This window comes from Mucilaginibacter sp. cycad4, from assembly GCF_034263275.1.
Taxonomy (GTDB): domain Bacteria; phylum Bacteroidota; class Bacteroidia; order Sphingobacteriales; family Sphingobacteriaceae; genus Mucilaginibacter.
In genome coordinates this window covers 1,511,028-1,533,000 of the sequence record NZ_CP139559.1, presented here as the reverse complement: position 1 = coordinate 1,533,000, position 21,973 = coordinate 1,511,028, and the positions used below count along the sequence as shown (strand labels likewise).

The following is a 21,973-nucleotide window of genomic DNA, read 5'->3' as shown; positions in this document are numbered from 1 at the left end:
CTTGTTTATTGTTCTTAAAAGTTTTGCTCTCAGGCTACCGTTTCGGTTTCAATTTCTATTTCTTTATCCGCAGGTTTACCGCTTATCCGTTCCTGAAGTGACTGGAAGATGATGAACAGCACCGGGATCACAAACACACCGAATATGGTACCGATCAGCATCCCGCCTACAGCACCTGTACCTATAGATCGGTTACCTTCGGCACCTGCTCCTGATGCAATCATTAGCGGGACTAACCCCAGTATAAATGCGAAGGATGTCATTAAAATTGGCCTTAAACGGGCAACCGAACCATCAATAGCGGCCTGCACAATGCTTTCGCCGTTTCGCCTGCGGGCTACCGCAAATTCAACTATCAGGATAGCATTTTTGGCTAACAGGCCGATGAGCATAATGAGGGTGATCTGCAAATAAATATTGTTTTGAATACCGAAGATCTTAGCGAATATGAATGCACCGGCCAAACCTATGGGCAGTGACAGTAATACTGCAAATGGCAGAATATAGCTCTCGTACTGTGCACTCAACAAGAAGTACACAAACACCAGGCACAGCAGGAAAATAAAAATGGTTTGGCTGCCACTGGCAATCTCCTCGCGGGTAAGGCCCGAAAACTCAAACCCATAACCGGCAGGCAATGTTTTTGCACCTACTTCCTGTATGGCTTTAATGGCATCGCCCGTACTGAAGCCCGGTTTCGGAGCGCCGTTTACCGAAATAGAAGTAAACAGGTTAAAACGGTTAATTGATTCAGGGCCATATACTTTTTTCAGCGTAACAAACTCAGATATAGGGGCCATCGTATTATTGGCATTACGTACATACATGTTGTTCAGGCTGCCTGTGGTACCCCTGTAAGCTGCATCTGCCTGGATCATTACACGGTATTGCTTGCCAAACTCATTAAAATTAGAGGCATAAACACCACCAAAATATCCCTGTAAAGCGCTTAACACCGAGTTTACGGTTATACCGGCATCCTTACATTTGGCTACGTTAACATCAACCAAAAACTGTGGGAAGTTGGTGTTAAAAAACGTCGACGCGTATTGAATTTCCGGACGCTGGTTTAATGCGCCCAGGAACTTGCCGTTTATTTCGGCAAATTTCACAATATCGCCTCCTGTTTTATCCTGCACCTGGAACTCGAAACCGCTGCTGTTACCAAAGCCCTGTAAGGTTGGCGGAGCAAAAAACAGGACGGTAGCACCTTTAATCCCGGCGGTCATGCCAAATAGCTTACCGATAACGCTATTTACGTCTGATCCTTTGGCTGTACGTTTGTCCCAGGGTTTAAGCTTAACCATGATTAAGCCGTATGAACCGCCTGCGCCGCTCAGTATACCCTGGCCGGCAACCCTGATAGTCGATTCCACTTCGGGCAAAGACCTTACCATGCCTGATACCTTATCGATAACTTCGGTTGTACGCTCCAATGATGCAGCAGGCGGTAATGAGATATCGCCAATAATAAAACCCTGATCTTCATTAGGCACAAAGCCTGATGGTGTTGTTTTTAGCAGGAACCAGAATATCAACCCAAAAACTGCAATGCCGGCAATGGCGAGCCATTTTTTGGCCGCAAGAAAGCTTACAGATTTTTTGTACTTGCGGGTAATTGTATCAAAGCTGGTATTAAAGGCTGTATAAAATCTTTGTAAAAGGCCTGTTTTATGATGCTCGCCTTCGGGATGCGGTTTCAATAACAGCGCGCACAATGCAGGGCTTAATGTTAAAGCGTTTACTGCTGATATAAATATCGCGACAGCAAGCGTTAAACCAAACTGTTTATAAAACACCCCGGTTGAACCGGTAATGAACGTAACCGGGATAAACACAGCAGCCATTACCAAAGTGATGGATACGATAGCCCCGCTGATATCATTCATGGCGCTGATTGTAGCCGCTTTTGCCGATTTAGCCCCATGATCGAGCTTGGCGTGCACGGCCTCAACCACCACAATAGCATCATCCACCACTATACCAATGGCCAGCACCATAGCAAACAGGGTGAGCAGGTTAATGGTAAAGCCAAATAGTTGCAGAAAGAAAAAAGTACCTACAATAGCCACAGGTACCGCAATAGCCGGGATCAGCGTAGAACGGAAATCCTGAAGGAATACAAACACTACGATAAACACCAGTACAAAGGCTTCGATCAGGGTGTGTACAACTTTTTCTATCGAGGTATCTAAAAAGTCATTAACACTAAAAAGGGATGTATAGCTAATACCCGCAGGGAACGTTTTTGAAGCGGCCTCAATAGTCTGCTCGCAGTTTTTAATTAACTCGTGCGCGTTTGAACCTGCGGTTTGATAAATGGCTATAGCTACTGCAGGTTTGCCATTCATGGTAGTAGCATTGGCGTAACTTTGCGCGCCAAGCTCAACCCTCGCTATATCTTTCAGGCGCAACAGCTGCCCCTTGGTTGATGAGCGGATCACAATATTTTCAAACTCGGGCACACTGGTAAGCCTGCCTTTGTACTTTAATACATACTGGAACGACTGGTTATCGTTCTCTCCTACTTTACCCGGCGCAGCCTCAATATTTTGCTCGGCCAGGGCGCTGTTCACGTCATCGGGCACAAGGCCGTACGTAGCCATTACATCGGGCTTTAACCAAATACGCATGGAGTAATCCTGTATGCCAAATGAGGAGGCATCACCTACACCACTGATACGCTTGATCTGCGGCAGCACGTTAATATTGGCATAGTTTTGCAAAAATTTCTCGTCGTAGCTTTTATTATCGCTCGACAGGGAAAATACCATCACCATGCTGCTTTGACGTTTACTGGTGGTAACACCCGCCCTGGTAACCTCGGCAGGAAGCAGACTGGTGGCTTTTGATACCCTGTTCTGCACGTTTACTGCCGCCAGGTCGGGATCGGTGCCTTGTTTAAAATAAACAGTGATAACAGCGCTGCCGTCATTACTTGCAGTAGAGGTCATGTAAGTCATGTTCTCCACACCGTTAATTTGCTCTTCGAGCGGTACGATAACACTTTTCATTACCACTTCGGCGTTTGCGCCCTGGTATGATGCGGATACCTGCACTGTAGGCGGTGCTATATCGGGGTATTCTGATATGGGCAAGGTTGTAAGGCCCAGGATACCCAGTATGACTATAATTACCGATATTACGGTAGATAATACTGGTCTTTCAATGAATGTACGTAACATATTGTTTATGTTGGTGCCGGATGAAAAGGAATCCGGCCGGTGTTGTGAAAATTATTTTAGATCTTTATATACCGCGGCACTCTCCTGTACTTCCGGTTTGATAACCATGCCGTCTTTTAAACTGCCGGCTCCATCGATAACAATGGCATCACCGGCTTTAAGGCCATCAGTCACTACATAATATTGGCCTGTGGTGAGGTCCATAACGCTCACTTCGGTATTTTTAACTGCTCCTTTGCCGTCAACCACATAAACAAAATGTTTTCCCTGCAACTCATAAGCGGCCTTTTGAGGGATCAGCACGGCATCTTTTACGGCTTGGGGGATCTGTATAGTAGCGCTTCCGCCGCTGCGGATCAGGCCAACAGGGTTAGGGAATGCTGCCCGGTAACTTGCCGATCCGGTTTCGGTATTTATTAAACCGCTGATGGTTTCCACCTTGCCTTTTTCGGCATAAGTGCTGCCATCCGGTAGTACCAGTGAAACAGGGGGCGTGTTGGCCAGCTTTTCATTCATGGTTTTTCCCTTTACCGTTCTTGAAAAATCAAGCAGCTGCTTTTCATTCAGTGCAAAGTAGGCATACACCTTACCGATATTGGATACCGTTGTTAAAGGCTGTGCAGTTGAGCCGGTGATGAGGCTACCTAATTTATAAGGGATAGTCCCTACCACGCCATCAACCGGGCTGGTTATTACGGTATAACCTAAATTGGTTTTGGCGTTGGCCAAACTGGCTTTTGCCTGGGCAAGGGTGGCTTTGCGGGCTTTTAGCGTATACTCGGCCGATTCAAGCTCATAATGGCTGATGATATCTTTTTCAACCAACGGCCTGGTCTTGTTAACCTGCAGCTGGGCAGCGCTTACATCAGCTTCGGCACTGGCGATAGCCGCCGTCGCGGTGTTTACGTCCTGGGCATATTGGGGTGCGCTGAGCTTAAAAAGCAGCTGGCCCTTTTTTACAACGCTGCCCTCGTCAATATAAATCTTATCTACATAACCATCAACTTTAGGACGGATCTCGATATTTTGCTGCCCCTGGAGTGTAGCAGGGTATTCGCTGTTCAGCGTGGCGTCATGTAAACTAATCTTAAAAACCGGGTAGCTTTGCGGTGGCTGGGGAGCTCCCGCAGCCATGGCACCGCCCTGGTTTTGGCTACCGCCGCATGACGACAATAAAATTAAGGCGGCCCCAAAGCCGGTTAGCAGTTGAACTGTATTTTTCATAAATATAAACTTGTAGTTATTGGAGTGAATTGATATTAAAGACATTGTGATATGTGTTAAATTATTTTGTTTGACAATTGCGTTAATCACCGGATAAATTTTTTACTGGAAAATCATTTTACAGATCATCTTCTTTCGCTCGTTAATGAGGCAGGTATAATTTTCATTGCTCAGGTTAAAAGCCTTTTTATATATGGGCCCCATGATAAGCGGGTATGACATCAGCGAAAACAGGTTCAGCACAAAATGCATGGGGTTCATCTGTTCAATATTGCCTGCTTCCATTTCGGCGCTGATCTGCTCCATGAACTTATTGATATGATGCGGCCCGGCCTCATTGGTGTACTTACAAATGTTTGAATTGATCTCGGTGATCAGGAAGGTTTCCTGGTAGGGATAATTATTGGCCTCAGTTAAAAACAATTCTATAAAGTTTTCAATCTTGCTTTTAAATGGCATATCGGATGCCATAACGGCGTCGAGGCGGGTAGTTAAAGCAAGCATAGCTTCTTTAAACACCTGTTCAATTAAAACATCCTTGGTGCGGAAATAGTAATTTAACAAGGTGCGGCTTACACCAGCCGCGTCGGCAATATCCTGGGTATTGGCATGGAGCCGGCCCTCGGCAAAAAAAATATGTTTAGCGGTGTCCTTAATTAATTGTTCGGCACCTGTGTCCCTTATCGGCATAAACAAACCTGGCGTTTAACCGGGCACACTATTACACCCGGCTGCATCAACAATTGATGACAGGGCAAAAGTGGCTCAATTATCGTTTTTGCAGAATGTTTAAAGGATGGCGCAATATGTCAAAAAGTCGTTTTCACTAAAAATATTGTAATAGAATGGTAATAATAATTACAGTGTTGCAACGATACTTTTCATTTGCAATTAAAATTATAACGAATAGAGTAGTAACTAATGAACCAATGAGATCGGGCTGAAAAGAATCCTCCAAGGAGGTTATAAGTTTATTAAGGCATTTGACGGTATTTACTGGGACTGATACCGCATTGTTTTTTGAAAAACTTGCTAAAAAAGAACTGGTCGGCAAAGTTAAGATAGGCTGCTACCTGGGCTACGGTTAACGCCGGATCATTCAAGGCTACTTTAGCCTCCATCATCACTATCTCGTCAATAAACTCGCCTGCGGTTTTGCCGGTTATTTCCTTTACGGTTTGTGAAAGGTATTTAGGGGTGATATTCAACATGGCAGCATAGGCCTGTACGCTTCTTTCCTCTTTAAAATGATGCGGAAGAATTTTCAAAAAACGGAATGTTAATTCTTCTTTACGGGTGCCTTTTACCTCTCCAATTTGTTGTTGTTGTTTGAACAACGCACTGATTTCATATATAAAACCGGTGAACAGGTTTAACAAAACTTCATCCTGAAAAGCCAGATCATTACGAATGTCCATTTTGCTTTCAAGAATATCGAGGATTGACGTAAGCGGGGCCATCGATTTTTCATCAATTACAAGCAATGGGCTAACCTGCGACGACAAGAAATCAAATGCGTCAACATTTTTAGTGTGGATACTGGTAGCAGATAAATATGCCGAGGTAAATATTACCGAGGTAAGCCTGCAGTTTGGCGAAACATCAAGAAACTGACGAACGGTATTAGGCGCTATCATCAGTACATTGTTCTTCTTTACACTATACTCTAAAAGACCTACTTTAATGGAGAAATCGCCCTCGTGAACCAGTGTAAAAGAGAAATGATCTGACCGGAACGGATGCAGAATGGGCACCTCAATATCACCCGGGCTAAATGAGGTTACATACAGCCCCTTATGCTGACTGGTAATACCAAGCGGGGCAAGTAATTGCTCCATGGTATGCATCTGTACGGGCTGGATCTCTTTTGGCATAGGGCAATAATAACTATTATTTGCACGAATTATTACGAATTGAGTCGAATTACGTCCATTGGATAACCTCAGGGTCCTCTGCGAGAGACCCTGAGGGGACAGGAAAAATCGCTAATTCGTGTAATTCGATTCAATTATAAACGCCTCGCCAAGGCATTTGTGTATATCAGCTCATCGACGGAAACGAGATCCCCTTGATTTTTCTGAACAACTCAACCGCATACAGATCTGTCATGCCCGAAACAAAATCAAGAATGGTCTGGATCTTTGAATAATCGTCATCAGCTTTGGTTAAAAATTGCTTAGGAATTAACTCGATTAATTTTTGATGATACTTTGAGCTATTTTTTAAATAGGCAGGAACAAATTCTTCCAGCAAACCACCCATCACTTTATAACCCGCAACTTCTTTCTGTACTACAGAACTATAGTTATAGATTTTTTTGACCGACACATCTTCAATAGCTTTCATGGCAGACCGGAGAGGTTCTTCAATCGCGTCCATCAGCGCAGAATTAAAATCACCATTCATGATCTCTTCCTGTTTGTCATAAAACAGGTTTGAACATTGGGTTACCAAAGTATTTATGGCTATTGCTCTTAAATATCCCACTTTGGCGTCAGTATCGTCAAACTCTTTTAATCGCTCTTCCATTCTGGGAATAGTACACAAAGGCATTAGCAATGCCTTCACTTCTTCATATGAAAGTATTTTAAGACGATGAGCATCTTCCAGATCAACAACGTTGTAACAAATATCATCAGCAGCCTCAACCAGGTAAACTAAAGGGTGTCTTTTGTAAACAAGCTCATCACCTTCTGCCCTGATCAAACCTAAATCGTTGGCAATCTTTTCAAAATCCTGTTGCTCGGAAGCAAAGAAACCATACTTCTTTCGGTATATAACACGCTTGTCGTGCCCCGCTATAGATGAGCATGGATATTTTGCAATAGAAGCTATGGTTGAATAGGTTAATGCCAGGCTACCTTTCCCCTTACCTGCAAACTGGTGTGTTAATAGCCTTAGGGCATTGGCGTTACCCTCAAAACTGATGAGATCCTTCCACTGCTGTGCAGTAACAGTTTCCTTATATTCTTTACCGGCCCCTTCTGCAAAATAGTGTGAAATGGCCGATTCGCCTGAGTGGCCAAAAGCCGGGTTACCCAGATCATGGGCCAGGCAGGCAGCCGCTATCATATTACCGATTTCGCTGATGAGCGGATATTTTTTTTCTACCTCAGGATCTGCTTTAAACATCCGGTTGAAATGCATACGCCCCAGGGAACGCCCCACGCTGGCTACTTCCAAACTATGTGTAAGCCGGTTATGTACAAAAACACTCCCCGGCAATGGAAATACCTGGGTTTTGTTTTGCAACCTTCTGAAGGGCGACGAAAAAATTATCCGGTCGTAATCTTTCTGAAATTCGGATCGTGCATCAACATGATCAGCTATATATTTATCCTCGTATCCCCAGCGTTTTGCCGATAATAGTGTATCCCAGTTCATGATAAGTATCTGTGTATAGAGCGGCAAAAGTAGCTATTATAGCCGAAAGAAATGCCTGCCTGTTTGTTATGCCGGCAATTACTCCACCGCAAAATGCTGCCTGAGCTTTTCCTCTTCCAGGTCAAGCAGATCTAATTGCTGCCTTATAATATCATCGTTTATATTTTCTTTTTTATTGAGGGTTAACAATAATGCCCGCTGTTGCCCCAGTACATCGTTCATGATCATCCTGTAATCATGGTAAAAATCATCGGCACGCTGCTCACTCCCCTCCTTTTCCCAATCTTTAAGTAATTCCATATCGGCGGCAAGCCTTAACTGAAATGCCTTGACCATATCGTTATTGGCCAGGTGCGCTGCATATTTATCTTCCAGTAATTGCAGTGCCAAATGGCATAACTTTTTCCTTACGTGCTGTTTTTGCTGCTCAAATGAAATTGTAAAGTCAGGATCGGGCATTTTCAGCAGCCTTATAAGCGAAGGCAGGGTGAGCCCCTGCAAAACCAGGGTAACCATGATTACGGTGAAGGTGATAAAAAGGATCATATCGCGCTGGGGAAAGGGCGCACCCGAGTGCAAAGCCACCGGGATGCTCAACGCGGCTGCCAGCGATACAACACCGCGCATCCCTGTCCAGCCCAATAATAAAGGCCCTTTCCAACCGGGGTTTGGATCGGCAGTGGTAATATACCTGCTGATGAAAATAGTAAACACCATTGCTCCAAAAGTGCTCAATAACCGTGTTACTATCAAAACGCCGCTTATGATGAGGCTGTATTTAATAGCCGGGGCCAGGCCGCCGGGCCCAAGATCTTTAATCACCACCGGCAACTCAAGACCAATCAATATAAACACAAAACCATTAAGCACAAAAGCCACTACCTCCCAAACATTCACGCCCTGTAAACGGCTTGTATTGCTTAATATCACATGCCTTTGAGACGACAGGAAAAGCCCTCCGCTCACCACCGCCAGCACGCCCGAAAAATGAAACTCCTCGGCTACCATATACATGGTGTATGGTGTAATAAATGTAAGGATGATATCAATATTGGTTGTGGTTGGCAACCACCTGTGGATGGCGTAAAACACAAGCCCCACCGCCAGGCCAACTATTATGCCCATCACAATAACCAGCACAAAACTGAGGGTAGCCTCCCCAAATGCAAATTTACCGGTTAATATAGCCGCGAGCGCAAACCTGAATACCACCAAACTTGATGCATCATTCAGTAAGCTTTCGCCTTCGACAATGGAAATGAACCTTTTGGGCACTTTTATATTTTTCAGGATGCTGCTTGCCGATACCGCATCCGGAGGCGATATAATGCCGCCCAGCAGGAAACCTATAGATAGCGTAAAACCCGGGATAAGGCTATGCGATACAAAAGCGATTACGCATGAAGTTACGATCACGATCAGAAACGCAAAGCTGGTGATCACCCTGCGCCATTTCCAGAGATCTTTCCAGGAGGTAAACCATGCCGCTTCATAAAGCAATGGCGGTAAAAAGATAACGAAAATGAGTTCGGGCTGAATTTCAATACCTTTAAAAAAGGGCACAAAGCCCAGCGGCAGGCCAATAAGTACCAGTAATATGGGGTATGCTATTTTGATTTTCTGCGCCAGCATTACCACAAAAAGGATAACTATCAGCAGGCAGGTACATTGAATAATAAGGTGATGCATATAGCTAAAATACAATTATTCGTTGAGGTAAAGCTAAATGACAATTTCATTTAGTTAACATTAACTAAACATGAACAAATAATCGTTTTAGCGGTTGTAAAAGCATATAGGCCTGTTATTAAAGCATAATGGAGAGATAAAAAGATAAAATCCTAAAGAACAGCGATAAAAAATAAAAATAAAGTCATTTTATATCAAAAAAAATACAAACTCATTTCGATAGCTTCAAATATTTTAGTATTTTCGCAATCATGGCGCCGACGATAAAAAAAATATTCTTTGCATTATTTTTTTTCCAGCTTGCAATAGCTGTAGCCCCTGCTAACGCCGAATCAATTTTAACTCACTACAAAAAATCGGGCCCGGCGGCCGATTTAATTTCCCGTACCCATCATAGGATTATCGGTCAGATTCAGCAGCAGGAGGTTCAGGATGATTCGCCCGATTCGGATACTAACGAAGCCCACCATAACCGTAACATCATACGCTTTTTACCCAGCCGGGTAAATTATTCGTCAGCACTAATGCCTGGTCAGCAGGCCTCACTTGCAGATGTTATATCAATAGTCGAAAAACGACAAAACCAGAATAAATCCATCAAAGGCTTTTTGCCTGCATATTACAATTTCCTTTTCAGGCTCAGCCCGTTCTGATCTTTTTTCCGTTTCAGATGCCCATTGCGGCAAATCCACGTTTTTAAAAATCAAATTTTAACATTGGCTAACAGTACGTGATTAGCACTGCTATGCCATTAATCTATCCGGAAAAAATGAAAAAGATCATCATTTATATACCCCTGCTGGCCATGGCTGCCGGCATATTTGTCACGGGTTGTTCAACAAAAGCCCAAACTAATAATGAAGCCGCTGCTTCTGATACGCTTCAGTTGCCTGTACTTACTTTAAATACACAGGATACTGTTCTTCAAAAATCATACGTTGCCGATATCCAGGCGCAAAAAAACATCGAGATCCGCTCGCGTGTTCGCGGCTTCCTCGAAAAAATATATATTGACGAAGGCAAACAGGTTAAAAAAGGCCAGCTGCTATTTAAACTTAACGACCAGGAATTTAAAGTAAACCTGTCGAAAGCTAAAGCTGCGCTAAGCAACGCTATGGCCGATGCCAAGGCAACAGAACTTGAAGTAACAAGGGTTAAACTACTGGTTGACAAGAAAGTAATATCAAAATCAGAACTGGAAGTTGCCGAATCAAAAATGAATGCCGATAAGGCAACCATTGAAGAAGCCCGCTCCATGGTGCAAAGTGCCGAAGACCAACTGACCTATACTTACATCCGTGCACCGTTTGATGGCATCATTGACAGGATCCCCCTTAAATCGGGTAGTTTAATTGACGAAGGCACATTGCTTACCAGCCTTTCGGACATCAGCTCAATGTATGCCTACTTTAGCTTCCCCGAAAATGAATACCTGCAATATATCCGCAAAAAAGAATCGGCACCGGGCCTAACAAGTGATAAGGTTAAGCTGGTATTAGCCGATGGGCTGGATTTCCCCTACCAGGGCGAAATAGAAACTGTAGAGGCCGAAATTGAGCAGAAAACGGGTTCTATCAACTTCAGGGCAAAGTTCCCTAACCCGAAAAAACTGTTAAGGCATGGTGCTACCGGTAAGCTTTACATCTCAACTAAGGCCGATAGTGTGATTATGGTGCCGCAGCAGTCGGTATTTGACATCCAGGATAAAAGTTACGTATACATAGTTGATAAGAATAATAAACTGCACATGCAGGCCTTTTCGCCGCAAACCCGTTTTTCTACCTATTACATTGTAAAAGACGGCCTGAAGGCAGGCGACAGGATCTTGTACCAGGGGGCGCAGAACGTACGTGACGGCATGATCATTAAACCAAGGAAACTGGCAAAAGACTCGCTGCTGGCAATGAAGTAATTATTGCTGATGTTTCCTTTTTCCGGCCGCGTAAACGCGCGGCGCGGGTTTATTGTACACTTACCCTAACAAACTATGTTCGAAACTTTTATAAAGCGGCCTGTGCTGTCGCTTGTTATCTCATTGATTATTACCATGCTGGGTGTGCTGGCGCTGATCACGCTGCCCGTTACCCAGTTTCCCGATATTGTGCCGCCGTCGGTAACCGTAACCGCCAACTACACGGGCGCCAATGCCGAAGTGTGCGCCAAAGCTGTGGCAACTCCGCTGGAGCGTGCCATTAATGGTGTGCCGGGGATGACCTACATGTCAACCGTTTGCAGTAACGACGGTTTAACGGTGATCCAGATTTACTTTAACGTGGGCATTGACCCCGACCAGGCTGCAGTGAATGTTCAAAACCGCGTAGCCACCATTATAGATGAAATGCCGGAAGAGGTGATCAAAGCCGGCGTTACCACCGAAAAAGAAGTGAACAGCATGCTGATGTACCTCAACATCATGAGCCAGGACACCAGCATGGACGAAAAGTTCATTTATAACTTCACCGATATCAACGTTTTACAGGAGCTTAAACGAATTGATGGTGTAGGCAGGGCCGAAATCATGGGCGCCAAAGAATACTCCATGCGGGTATGGCTTAAGCCCGACAGGATGATGGCCTACAAGGTATCAACCGATGAAGTTATCGATGCCATCCGCGCTCAAAACGTTGAAGCTGCACCGGGTAAAACCGGCCAAAGCTCAGATAAAACCCCGCAGATGCTGCAATATGTATTGCGCTATCCGGGTAAGTTTTTTGAGCCTAAACAATATGAAAACATTGTGATCCGCGCCGAGGAAGATGGCTCGGTATTAAGATTGAAAGAAATTGCTGATGTTGAATTTGGTTCCTTAACCTACAGTATGGTATCCAATACCGATGGTAAGCCTTCGGCATCAATCATGATAAAACAACGTCCCGGCTCAAATGCCCGCGAGGTGATCAACAACATCAAAACCCGCATGGCCGAGCTTAAAGAAAGCTCATTCCCTGCCGGGATGACCTTTAACGTAAACTATGATGTGTCACGTTTTTTGGATGCATCTATACATGAAGTTTTACGTACCCTGGTTGAGGCTTTCATCCTGGTTTTCATTGTAGTATTCATTTTCCTGCAGGATTTCCGGTCGACACTGATCCCGGCTTTGGCGGTCCCGGTGGCACTCATCGGCTCACTGTTTTTTATGCAGATGCTGGGATTCTCCATTAACCTGCTCACACTTTTTGCATTGGTATTAGCCATCGGTATTGTGGTGGACAACGCGATAGTGGTAGTTGAAGCCGTGCACGTAAAGATGACAGAGAACCACATGAGTGCCATGGATGCCACCATAAGCGCTATGCGCGAGATCAGCGGTGCAATTGTGGCTATTACGCTGGTCATGTCGGCGGTGTTTGTGCCCGTGGCCTTTATGTCGGGCCCGGTTGGTGTATTTTACCGGCAGTTTTCGCTTACGCTGGCTATTTCCATTGTGATATCGGGCGTTAACGCCTTAACGCTTACCCCTGCCCTTTGTGCTATCATGCTGAAGCATAACCACGCGCCTAAAAAGAAAAACCTGATGCAACGCTTTTTTGGTGGCTTTAATGATAAATACAACAGGTTACAAGGCAGGTATGCAACCTTCATGACCTGCCTGTCGCCACGAAAGGGCGTTACTTTAATACTGCTGGCAGGCTTCTTTATACTTACCTGGGGAACCAGCGCTATTTTGCCAACAGGCTTTATCCCAACCGAAGACCAGGGTATGCTTTACGTTAACGTTACCACCCCGGCAGGTGCTACAGTTGAACGTACCGAACAGGTTTTGAAGGAGATTGAAGCCAAAACCAAATCGATGAAATCTATCGAATCGGTTTCAACCCTATCGGGATATAGTTTGGTGAATGAGATAGCCGGTGCCTCATACGGCATGGCCATGATCAACCTTAAACCATGGGATGAACGCAGCGAATCATTAGACGATATTATTGCCGGGCTAACCGCAAAAACAAAAAACATCGGCGATGCCTCTATCCAGTTTTTCCCGCCGCCTACGGTGCCGGGTTTCGGCAATGCCAGTGGTTTTGAGATCCGCGTGCTTGACCGCAGCGGGCAGGGCGATTTGCAAAAAGCGGCGGAAGTGACCAAAAACTTTGTGGATGCGCTTAATGCTTCGCCGGAGATTGCAGGGGCATTTACCAGCTTCGACCCTAACTTTCCGCAGTATATGATCTCAGTCGATCAGCAAACGGCGGCTCAAAAAGGCATTACAGTTGATAAAGCCATGTCGACATTGCAAACGCTGATGGGTAGCTTTTATGCTTCCAACTTCATCCGCTTTGGGCAAATGTATAAGGTGATGGTACAAGCCTCGCCTGAATATAGGTCGCGCCCCGAGGATGTTTTAAACCTGCAGGTTAAGAACGATAAAGGTGAAATGGTACCGTTCTCTACCTTCATTAAAATGGAGAAAGTATTTGGCCCAGAGCAGCTTACCCGTTATAACATGTACACATCGGCCATGGTTACCGGCGATGCAGATAAAGGCTTCAGCAGCGGTGATGCCATTAAAGCCATTGAACGTATTGCTGCCGAAAAATTGCCGAAAGGTTATGCCTTTGAATGGTCGGGCATGACGCGTGAGCAGATCCTATCGGGCAACCAGGCCATTTATATTTTTGTGATCTGTTTAATCTTTGTTTACCTGTTGCTGGCAGCCCAGTACGAAAGTTTCCTGCTGCCGCTTTCGGTGATCCTGTCGCTGCCGACCGGCATTTTCGGTGCGTTTTTCTTTCTGAAAATCACCGGGCTCGAAAACAACATTTATGCCCAGGTGGCATTAGTGATGCTGATAGGCTTGTTGGGTAAAAATGCCATCCTGATAGTGGAGTTTGCCATCCAAAGGCAAAAAGAAGGGTTAAGCATTGTAAAGGCAGCTATTGAAGGTGCAGTATCCCGTTTACGGCCTATTCTCATGACATCGCTGGCGTTCATAGCCGGTTTGATTCCGCTTTGTGTTGCCAGCGGCGCGGGTGCTATGGGCAACCGGTCGATAGGTACAGCCGCCGCCGGAGGTATGCTGCTGGGTACCATTTTCGGTTTGATACTTATTCCGGGTTTGTATGTGATCTTCGCAGGTTTGGCCGAACGCAATAAAAAGCAAAAACCGGCCACAGAAGTAGCTCATCATGAACTGGATATCGTTAATAATTAATCAAGATCTGCAATGCTAAAAAAAGCAATTTTCTATATACTCAATACGGCACTTTTGATGGTGATCATGGCCGGCTGTAAAAGCTATAAACCGGTCACGGGCCAGGAAGTGGCCGCCAATCTGCCACCGTCATTCAATAACAGTACCGATACGGCAACAATTGCAGCCTTACCAATAGGCCAGTTTTTTGCCGACCAAAGGCTCGTTAACCTCATCGACACGGCCATTAAAGCCAACCCTGATCTGTTAAGCGCCCTGCAAAGGGTTGAGGCCGCGCGGGCCAATTTACGGTTCAATGCCTCAAAGCTTTTACCTACCATAGACCTTGCCGCCAATGCCGGGGTTGAAAAATATGGTGATTATACCCAAAACGGCGTGGGTAACTACGACACCAATTTTTCAAACAACATTAACAGCGATCAGCATATCCCTAACCCGGTGCCTAACTATTTCCTGGGCTTTCAAAGCTCGTGGGAGGTTGACCTTTGGGGTAAGCTAAATAACCATAAAAAGGCGGCCTTTGCCCGTTTCCTGGCCAGCCAAAGCGGCTATCGTTTGGTTACAACCGCGCTTACAGCCCAAATTGCAGGGCTTTATTACCAGCTGCTGGCTTACGACACCGAGCTGGGGATCATTAAAAAGAACATCAAGCTACAGGAACACGCGTTGGAGATAGTTAAGATTCAAAAGCTTGGTGGCCGCGCTACGGAATTGGCTGTGCAGCAGTTTGAGGCGCAGTTAGCCCGTACCAAAGGTTTGCAGTTTACCACCCGCCAGCAAATCACCGAAACTGAAAATCAGCTTCGCTTTTTAACCGGGAGCTATTCGGGAAATGTAACACGGGATACTTCTATCATGAAAATTAAACTGCCCGTGGTAGTTGGTACGGGTGTTCCATCGCAAATGCTGTTGAACAGGCCGGATATCCGCAGCGCCGAGCTGGAACTTACCGCCATGAATGCAGACATAAAAGCGGCCAGGGCAAACTTTTTCCCCACTTTAACTTTAACTCCATATGTCGGCTATAACAGTTTCAGGGCTAACCTATTGTTTGATCCTGCTTCGTTTACTTATGGCATTTTAGGGGGGATTACCGCGCCTATATTTAATCGCAAAGCCATCAAAGCCGAGTATGAGCGGACAATAGCTGAGCAGAAAATAGCGGTGTATAATTATCAAAAAAGTATCCTTTCCGGTTTCCAGGAAGTGAAGAATAATTTAAGCGGCATAGAGAATTTTAACCGTGCCTTTGAATTTAAACAGCAGGAATTGCAGTCGCTTAATAATGCGCTATCCGTAGCAAACGATCTATATCTCGTTGGCCGGGCCAATTATTTGGAGATCATTACCGCACAGCGCAGCGTACTTGACGCCGAACTTGAGCTGGCCGGTATTAAGCGGGATATCTTCCTAAGCTCGGTTAATTTATACCAGGCTGTGGGGGGAGGCTGGAGATAGGCAATACACTTAATTTTAATAAAATGGGTACTTGTTTGGGTACCCATTTTTTGTTTCAGATTTTCCATAAAAGAGGGCAATGTGCGGTTCCCTCCCCTGGGAGCTACAGTGTGTACACATCTTTTAAATAAAAGAAAATGTCATTTCGATTGAGCAGGGGCGGGCTAAGAAGTGGGGCGAAAGAGAAATCTTCTACATCAGGCTCTACAATCATACTTATAAAAGCAGGGCGTAGAAGATTTCTCCTCACCCCCTGCGCGCAAATTCTCCCACCAGGTTCGTTCGAAATGACATTTTTTTCAATTATTGATAGAATTTAAAAGATGTGTACACACAGTAGCCCCTGGGAGGGTGTAGGGAGGGGTTTCGTCGCCATACTTATTAGCGGTCAGGGCGTATAAACCCCTCCCTGCCATCGCGCTTGCCCATCGCGACCCTCCCAAGGGAGGGAATTGAAAAACCCCTGCATCTTGGTTACCAACACTTATCAGTCACAAATCCGTTACACAAATCAAATTATATCTTAACAATATTAACCTGTAGTATAAAATTGCTTAATATAGTAGCTTTCGGTGTTTACTGAAGGAAGCGCCGGTTGACTGACTAATACTTAAACAATTAACACAAATGATCAAACTTTTAAAGCATGCATTGATCACTCCATCAATTGCTGTACTGGCGCTTAACGCGGTTGCCCAAACCGTTGCACAACCTAAGCTTATTGAAAAGGTTACCCGCAAAGGAACCGAGCTGGTGATCCCCTATGAAAAATATGTATTGCCCAATGGCCTCACGGTTATTTTGGCCGAAGACCACTCCGATCCGCTGGTTCATGTGGATATCACCTACCACGTGGGTTCGGCCCGCGAGGAGATCGGTAAATCCGGGTTCGCTCACTTTTTTGAGCATATGATGTTCCAGGGATCAGATCACGTAGCCAACGGCGACCATTTTAAGATCATTACCGAAGCCGGTGGTACCTTAAACGGCTCAACCAACCGCGACCGTACCAACTATTATGAAACTGTACCCGCCAATCAACTGGAGAAAATGCTTTGGCTGGAGTCGGACAGGATGGGTTTCCTGCTTGATGCTGTTACCCAGCAAAAATTTGAGGTTCAGCGTGCAACCGTAAAAAACGAACGCGGTCAAAACTATGATAACCGCCCATATGGTTTAGTGAGCCAATATGCCTCAAAGGCACTTTATCCATACGGCCACCCCTATTCATGGCTTACCATTGGCTATATTGAGGAGCTGAATAAAGTTGGGGTAAACGACCTTAAAAACTTTTTCCTGAGATGGTACGGCCCTAATAATGCCACGCTAACCATTGGCGGCGATCTTAACCCAAAACAAACCTTAGCTTGGGTGAGCAAATATTTTGGCAGTATCCCACGCGGTCCTGCGGTGAAAAACATGTCCTTACCGGCACCGGTGTTGAAGGCCGACAGGTATGTATCCTACACGGATAATTATGCCAAGTTCCCCTTGTTATCGGTAAGCTATCCCGGTGTTAAGATCTATGACAAGGATATGTCGCCGCTTGATGCCTTATCAGCCATCATCGGGCAGGGCCGAAACTCCATCTTTTATAAAAATTTTATAAAAACCCGTAAGGCGGCGCAGGCTACCATGGGGTCATTAAATACAGAACTGGCCGGCGAAATCAGCATGAGGGTTATACCTTTCCCCGGTCAAACTTTAGCCGATGCTAAAAAACTGGTTGACGAGTCCTTAGCCGAATTTGAGAAAAAAGGTGTAAGCGACGATGACCTGGCCCGTTTCAAAGCCACCGCCGAGGCTGATTATATCAATAGCTTATCGAGCGTGAGCGGCAAAGTATCTGAACTGGCACAAGCACAAACCTTTACCGGTAACCCCAACCAGATTGGCCGCGAACTTGCTGCTATCCGTGCGGTAACCAAAGAGGATGTAATGCGGGTTTATAACCAGTACATTAAAGGCAAACCGGCTGTAATACTAAGCGTATTGCCTAAAGGCGGCAACCTGCAGCCTGTGGCACCTGATAATTTTACTGTTGATACCACCGGGTACAAAGCACCCGATTATGGCTACAGTGGTTTAACCTATCACAAGCCTAAAGATAGTTTCGACCGTGCGGTAAAACCGGGTGTTGGCCCTAACCCGGCTATCAAAGTTCCGGTTATCTGGTCAACCAATACGCCTAACGGTATCAATATTATCGGCACGCAAAACAGTGAGATCCCGGCTGTATCAATTTCTATGTCGATAAAAGGCGGCGGTTTATTTGCCATTAATAACCCTGCCAAAGCCGGTTTAGCTGGCATTGTAGGTCGGATGCTGAACGAGGATACTCAAAACTACACCAGCGAACAGTTTAACTCCGAACTGGATAAGCTTGGGAGCAGCGTTAGCATTTTTGCAAGTTTTGACGAGATTTCGGTTGAAGTATCCTCCCTTACAAAAAACCTGACCAAAACCATGTCGCTGCTCGAAGAAAGGCTTTATCACCCTAAATTTACGCAGGACGCGCTCGACAGGATCAAGAAACAAACCCTTGAAGGTTTTAAACAAGCTAAAACCCAGCCTGCCGGTGTGGCAAATACAGTTTATAGCAAAATCCTTTACGGTACCGATAATGTACGCACCTATGCAGCAGGCGGTAATGAAGAAACCGTTGCAGGCATTACTTTACAGGATGTTCAGGATTACTATGATAACAACTTTGCGCCGTCAGTAACTAAAATTGTTGTTGTGGGCGATCTTAGTGAGGCCCAGGCAAAAAGTGCGCTCGCCTTCCTCAACACCTGGAAAGATAAAAAAGTGCCCCTCCCCGCTCCCGTTGAAGGTAAATCATTCGACAAAACCACATTATACCTGGTTGATATCCCGGGCGCGGCACAATCTGAAATCCGTATCGGGTATTTAGACAAACTGAATTATGATGCAACCGGCACTTATTACAAATTAAGCATTGCCAATTACATTTTAGGCGGCGCTTTCAACAGCCACATCAACCTCAACCTGCGTGAGAAAAAGGGCTGGACCTACGGTGCCCGCTCCATATTCAGCTCGGGCAAATATGGGGGCGACTTCACAGCATCAGCCGGTGTATTGGCTACTGCAACCGATAGCTCGGTGGTTGAGTTTATGAAGGAGATCACCAATTATCAAAAAACGGGGATCACACCCGAGGAATTGAAGTTCACTCAAACGTCAATAGGCCAAAGTGATGCCCGTCGTTATGAAACCAATGCACAAAAAGCGGCGTTTTTATCGCGTATCCAGGAGTATAGCCTTAAACCTACTTTTGTCGATGAGCAAAGCAAGATCTTATCTACCATCACCCCTGCCGAGATCAATGACCTGGCTTCAAAATACCTCAATCCCAACAACATGGTCATTCTGGTTGTTGGCGATAAGGCAAGGATCTATCCGGGCTTACAAAAACTGGGGTACCCTATTGTTGAACTTGATGCTGATGGCAAGCCAAAGCAATAAATTAACATAACAACAAATAATTAAAAGCCTTTATGCCTTAACCGGCATAAGGGCTTTTAATTTTGAAAATCAATCGTTTACAATCAATCTCCGGCCCTGAAAGTGTTGTTTACGCCGCCGCTCTGCAACTGAAAAGTTACCATTTAAAACTTATTTATTAACACAGATTTAACCTAAATTGAACACATAAAGTTCAATTTTGAATTGAGTTTTTATCGGCACAAAGGGGTGCTGCTTTGTTGGGTTCAGGTTTTATTTCTGCCAGAAAAATAAATGAGCATTGTAAAGGGAATTTTTGGGCAAAAGAATAACGCTACCGCATCAGCAGAAAATGTTGATCTGGATGTTCTCTTCAAAGAATATTACGACCGGCTGGTATACTTTTCTCTCCAGCTTATTAAAGATAAAGATCAGGCCGAAGATATTGTACAGGACGCTTTCATCAAATACTGGAACCAGCGCGAAAGCGTAATGCAGGATAAGATCGCCATCAAAAATTTCCTGTACAGCACCGTCCGCAACGCAAGCCTGAATATCATCAGGCACAACAAAGTTGTCGAAGCTTATATGGGGTACCTGGGCAACGCCGAGCCCGAAGAACCACCGGTAATTGAAGCCATTATTACCGCCGAAGCCGTAGCCGAAATTCACGCTGCATTACATTCCCTGCCCGAAAGCCACCGTACCATATCTATCATGGGGTATTTTGATGGTAAAAAGAACCAGGAAATTGCCGACGAACTCGATATGTCTGTAAATACCGTTAAAAAACAAAAGCAGCGCGCCCTTGAGCTGATGCGGGTAAAACTTTCGCCCGAAATGTTTACTGCGTTTATCATGTTTGGGATTGGCTTTTTTAAGCGGTAAGCTTCTTCAATAACTACCTCTTCTATTTAAGATTTAACAAAAAAAACAAGTAAGAAAAAAGCGTCATTGCGAGGAACGAAGCAATCCCAAACTATACAGAGCGACTCTGCTAATCGGGGATTGCTTCGTTCCTCGCAATGACGCATCTTATTCTACAACACCTCTTTGTGAATCTAATTTTCAAACGCTCAAAAAAAATTAAAAAAATCTACACCCACCTTTATCCACTTTTAAAATGAAGGTGTCTTTATGTACGAAAAGGAAAAATGAATAATTACAACTCATACTTTGACCTGGGCCAGCTGATCGCAAAATACATGCGAAACGAGCTGAGCGACCAGGAAAAACTCCAGCTTGATCAATGGATCCAGGCTGATATACGCAACCAGGAATTATTCAAAAAACTCACCGACGAACAATTGCTTAACAAGGAGCTGGAAACCTTTTCGGCAACGGATAAGGCGCTGGCCTGGCAAAAGATCCGTAAAGGCACGGGCTTTAAAAGCAAAACCAGCAAACCACGCTGGATAGCTTATGCTGCTGCCATCCTTTTATTGGCTTCATTAACCATTACCCTGAATAAACGCCGCACCGCCGAGCAGCCTCAAAACCTGGCAAATCAGCGTAAGGACATCCCGCCGGGAACAAACAAAGCTACGCTAACACTTGCCGATGGCTCAACTATAGTTTTAGACAGTACCAAACACGGCCAAATTGCCAGCCAGCAAAATGCAGTGATTAAAGAGGATGAAAATGGCAAGGTTGTTTATGAAGCTACTGATGCAGCTCAAAACCCGGCTGGCTCCCTTCCTACCGAAACCATAGCCATGAATGTGCTGGCTACCCCTCGCGGCGGCCAATACCAGGTTATTTTGCCCGATGGTACAAAGGTTTGGCTGAATGCAGCATCGTCATTGAAATATCCAACCGCTTTTACCGGCAATGAGCGCCGTGTTGAGCTTACCGGCGAGGCTTATTTTGAGGTGAGTAAAGATCCCTCAAAACCTTTCCATGTAAAAACCGCCAGCCAAACAGTTACTGTTTTGGGCACTCATTTTAATATAAACAGCTACACCGATGAGGGTGCAACAAAAACTACCCTGCTGGAGGGCAGCGTAAGGGTTACCGGCAATAATGGCCAGTCGGTTAAAATAACACCGGGCCAGCAGGCTGTCACTACTTTAAACAGCATCAATATAAATGAGAATGCCAATATCGATGAGGCGGTAGCCTGGAAAAACGGAAAATTCCTTTTCAGCAATACCGACCTGCAAACCATTATGCGCCAGCTCTCGCGCTGGTATGATGTGGATGTGGAGTACCAGGGCAAAACAGCATCAAAACATTACATGGGGCGTATCTCACGCAATGTACCTGTATCACAAATATTTGAGATCCTTAAAACAAGCGGCTTAAACTTCACAATTAACGGGAGGAAGATTATAGTAAAATCATAAAACTCAACACCAGGTAAACGGCAAGGCCGGTTTACTAAAAGTTGACCTCATAAAAAAACCGAAAGTGTTGC

13 protein-coding genes are annotated in these 21,973 nt (G+C 45.1%); 7 read left to right on the top strand and 6 right to left on the bottom strand.

The annotated features are described in order from the left end of the window. Positions 1-29: 29 nt before the first annotated feature. The 6 genes from SNE26_RS06440 to SNE26_RS06415 form a co-directional block, all read right to left on the bottom strand. A complete protein-coding gene (locus SNE26_RS06440) occupies positions 30-3,185 on the bottom strand; it encodes an efflux RND transporter permease subunit (RefSeq protein WP_321558535.1) in 3,156 nt (1,051 codons plus the stop codon). 51 nt (positions 3,186-3,236) lie between these two features. Further along, positions 3,237-4,409, bottom strand: a complete 1,173-nt coding sequence (locus SNE26_RS06435) for an efflux RND transporter periplasmic adaptor subunit (protein WP_321558534.1) — start codon at positions 4,407-4,409, stop codon at positions 3,237-3,239. Positions 4,410-4,511: 102 nt separating this feature from the next. After that, positions 4,512-5,099 (bottom strand): TetR/AcrR family transcriptional regulator, encoded by a 588-nt coding sequence (locus tag SNE26_RS06430; RefSeq protein ID WP_321558533.1) that lies wholly within the window; start codon positions 5,097-5,099, stop codon positions 4,512-4,514. Positions 5,100-5,383: 284 nt separating this feature from the next. Beyond that, positions 5,384-6,283, bottom strand: a complete 900-nt coding sequence (locus SNE26_RS06425; RefSeq protein ID WP_321558532.1) for a helix-turn-helix domain-containing protein — start codon at positions 6,281-6,283, stop codon at positions 5,384-5,386. Positions 6,284-6,449: 166 nt separating this feature from the next. Further along, positions 6,450-7,793 (bottom strand): deoxyguanosinetriphosphate triphosphohydrolase, encoded by a 1,344-nt coding sequence (locus SNE26_RS06420; RefSeq protein WP_321558531.1) that lies wholly within the window; start codon positions 7,791-7,793, stop codon positions 6,450-6,452. Between the two features lie 78 nt (positions 7,794-7,871). After that, positions 7,872-9,482: a Na+/H+ antiporter gene (locus SNE26_RS06415; protein ID WP_321558530.1), complete on the bottom strand. Its 1,611-nt coding sequence runs from the start codon at positions 9,480-9,482 to the stop codon at positions 7,872-7,874. Between the two features lie 251 nt (positions 9,483-9,733). On the opposite strand from SNE26_RS06415, the gene SNE26_RS06410 reads away from it, so the two are divergent. The 7 genes from SNE26_RS06410 (at position 9,734) to SNE26_RS06380 (ending at position 21,902) form a co-directional block, all read left to right on the top strand. Next, complete coding sequence (locus tag SNE26_RS06410; RefSeq protein WP_321558529.1) at positions 9,734-10,135, top strand: hypothetical protein; 402 nt, start codon at positions 9,734-9,736, stop codon at positions 10,133-10,135. Positions 10,136-10,251: 116 nt separating this feature from the next. Further along, complete coding sequence (locus SNE26_RS06405) at positions 10,252-11,394, top strand: efflux RND transporter periplasmic adaptor subunit (protein WP_321558528.1); 1,143 nt, start codon at positions 10,252-10,254, stop codon at positions 11,392-11,394. 75 nt (positions 11,395-11,469) lie between these two features. Continuing rightward, positions 11,470-14,634, top strand: a complete 3,165-nt coding sequence (locus SNE26_RS06400) for an efflux RND transporter permease subunit (RefSeq protein ID WP_321558527.1) — start codon at positions 11,470-11,472, stop codon at positions 14,632-14,634. A 12-nt stretch (positions 14,635-14,646) separates the two neighbouring features. After that, entirely contained in the window at positions 14,647-16,092 is a 1,446-nt protein-coding gene (locus tag SNE26_RS06395; protein WP_321558526.1) for a TolC family protein, read from the top strand. Positions 16,093-16,719: 627 nt separating this feature from the next. Beyond that, complete coding sequence (locus SNE26_RS06390) at positions 16,720-19,578, top strand: pitrilysin family protein (protein WP_321558525.1); 2,859 nt, start codon at positions 16,720-16,722, stop codon at positions 19,576-19,578. Between the two features lie 273 nt (positions 19,579-19,851). Further along, the gene (locus SNE26_RS06385; protein WP_321558524.1) at positions 19,852-20,445 is read left to right on the top strand and encodes an RNA polymerase sigma-70 factor; all 594 of its coding nucleotides are present in this window, start codon (positions 19,852-19,854) and stop codon (positions 20,443-20,445) included. A 266-nt stretch (positions 20,446-20,711) separates the two neighbouring features. After that, positions 20,712-21,902: a FecR domain-containing protein gene (locus SNE26_RS06380; protein WP_321558523.1), complete on the top strand. Its 1,191-nt coding sequence runs from the start codon at positions 20,712-20,714 to the stop codon at positions 21,900-21,902. Positions 21,903-21,973 lie beyond the last annotated feature (71 nt).

Excerpts from the sequence above, each read along its gene's own strand:
- SNE26_RS06385 (WP_321558524.1), top strand. The coding sequence starts at position 19,852 with ATGAGCATTGTAAAGGGAATTTTTGGGCAAAAGAATAACGCTACCGCA.
- SNE26_RS06435 (WP_321558534.1), bottom strand. The coding sequence starts at position 4,409 with ATGAAAAATACAGTTCAACTGCTAACCGGCTTTGGGGCCGCCTTAATT.
- SNE26_RS06420 (WP_321558531.1), bottom strand. The coding sequence starts at position 7,793 with ATGAACTGGGATACACTATTATCGGCAAAACGCTGGGGATACGAGGAT.
- SNE26_RS06425 (WP_321558532.1), bottom strand. The coding sequence starts at position 6,283 with ATGCCAAAAGAGATCCAGCCCGTACAGATGCATACCATGGAGCAATTA.
- SNE26_RS06405 (WP_321558528.1), top strand. The coding sequence starts at position 10,252 with ATGAAAAAGATCATCATTTATATACCCCTGCTGGCCATGGCTGCCGGC.
- SNE26_RS06415 (WP_321558530.1), bottom strand. The coding sequence starts at position 9,482 with ATGCATCACCTTATTATTCAATGTACCTGCCTGCTGATAGTTATCCTT.
- SNE26_RS06400 (WP_321558527.1), top strand. The coding sequence starts at position 11,470 with ATGTTCGAAACTTTTATAAAGCGGCCTGTGCTGTCGCTTGTTATCTCA.
- SNE26_RS06395 (WP_321558526.1), top strand. The coding sequence starts at position 14,647 with ATGCTAAAAAAAGCAATTTTCTATATACTCAATACGGCACTTTTGATG.
- SNE26_RS06390 (WP_321558525.1), top strand. The coding sequence starts at position 16,720 with ATGATCAAACTTTTAAAGCATGCATTGATCACTCCATCAATTGCTGTA.
- SNE26_RS06410 (WP_321558529.1), top strand. The coding sequence starts at position 9,734 with ATGGCGCCGACGATAAAAAAAATATTCTTTGCATTATTTTTTTTCCAG.
- SNE26_RS06440 (WP_321558535.1), bottom strand. The coding sequence starts at position 3,185 with ATGTTACGTACATTCATTGAAAGACCAGTATTATCTACCGTAATATCG.
- SNE26_RS06380 (WP_321558523.1), top strand. The coding sequence starts at position 20,712 with ATGAATAATTACAACTCATACTTTGACCTGGGCCAGCTGATCGCAAAA.
- SNE26_RS06430 (WP_321558533.1), bottom strand. The coding sequence starts at position 5,099 with ATGCCGATAAGGGACACAGGTGCCGAACAATTAATTAAGGACACCGCT.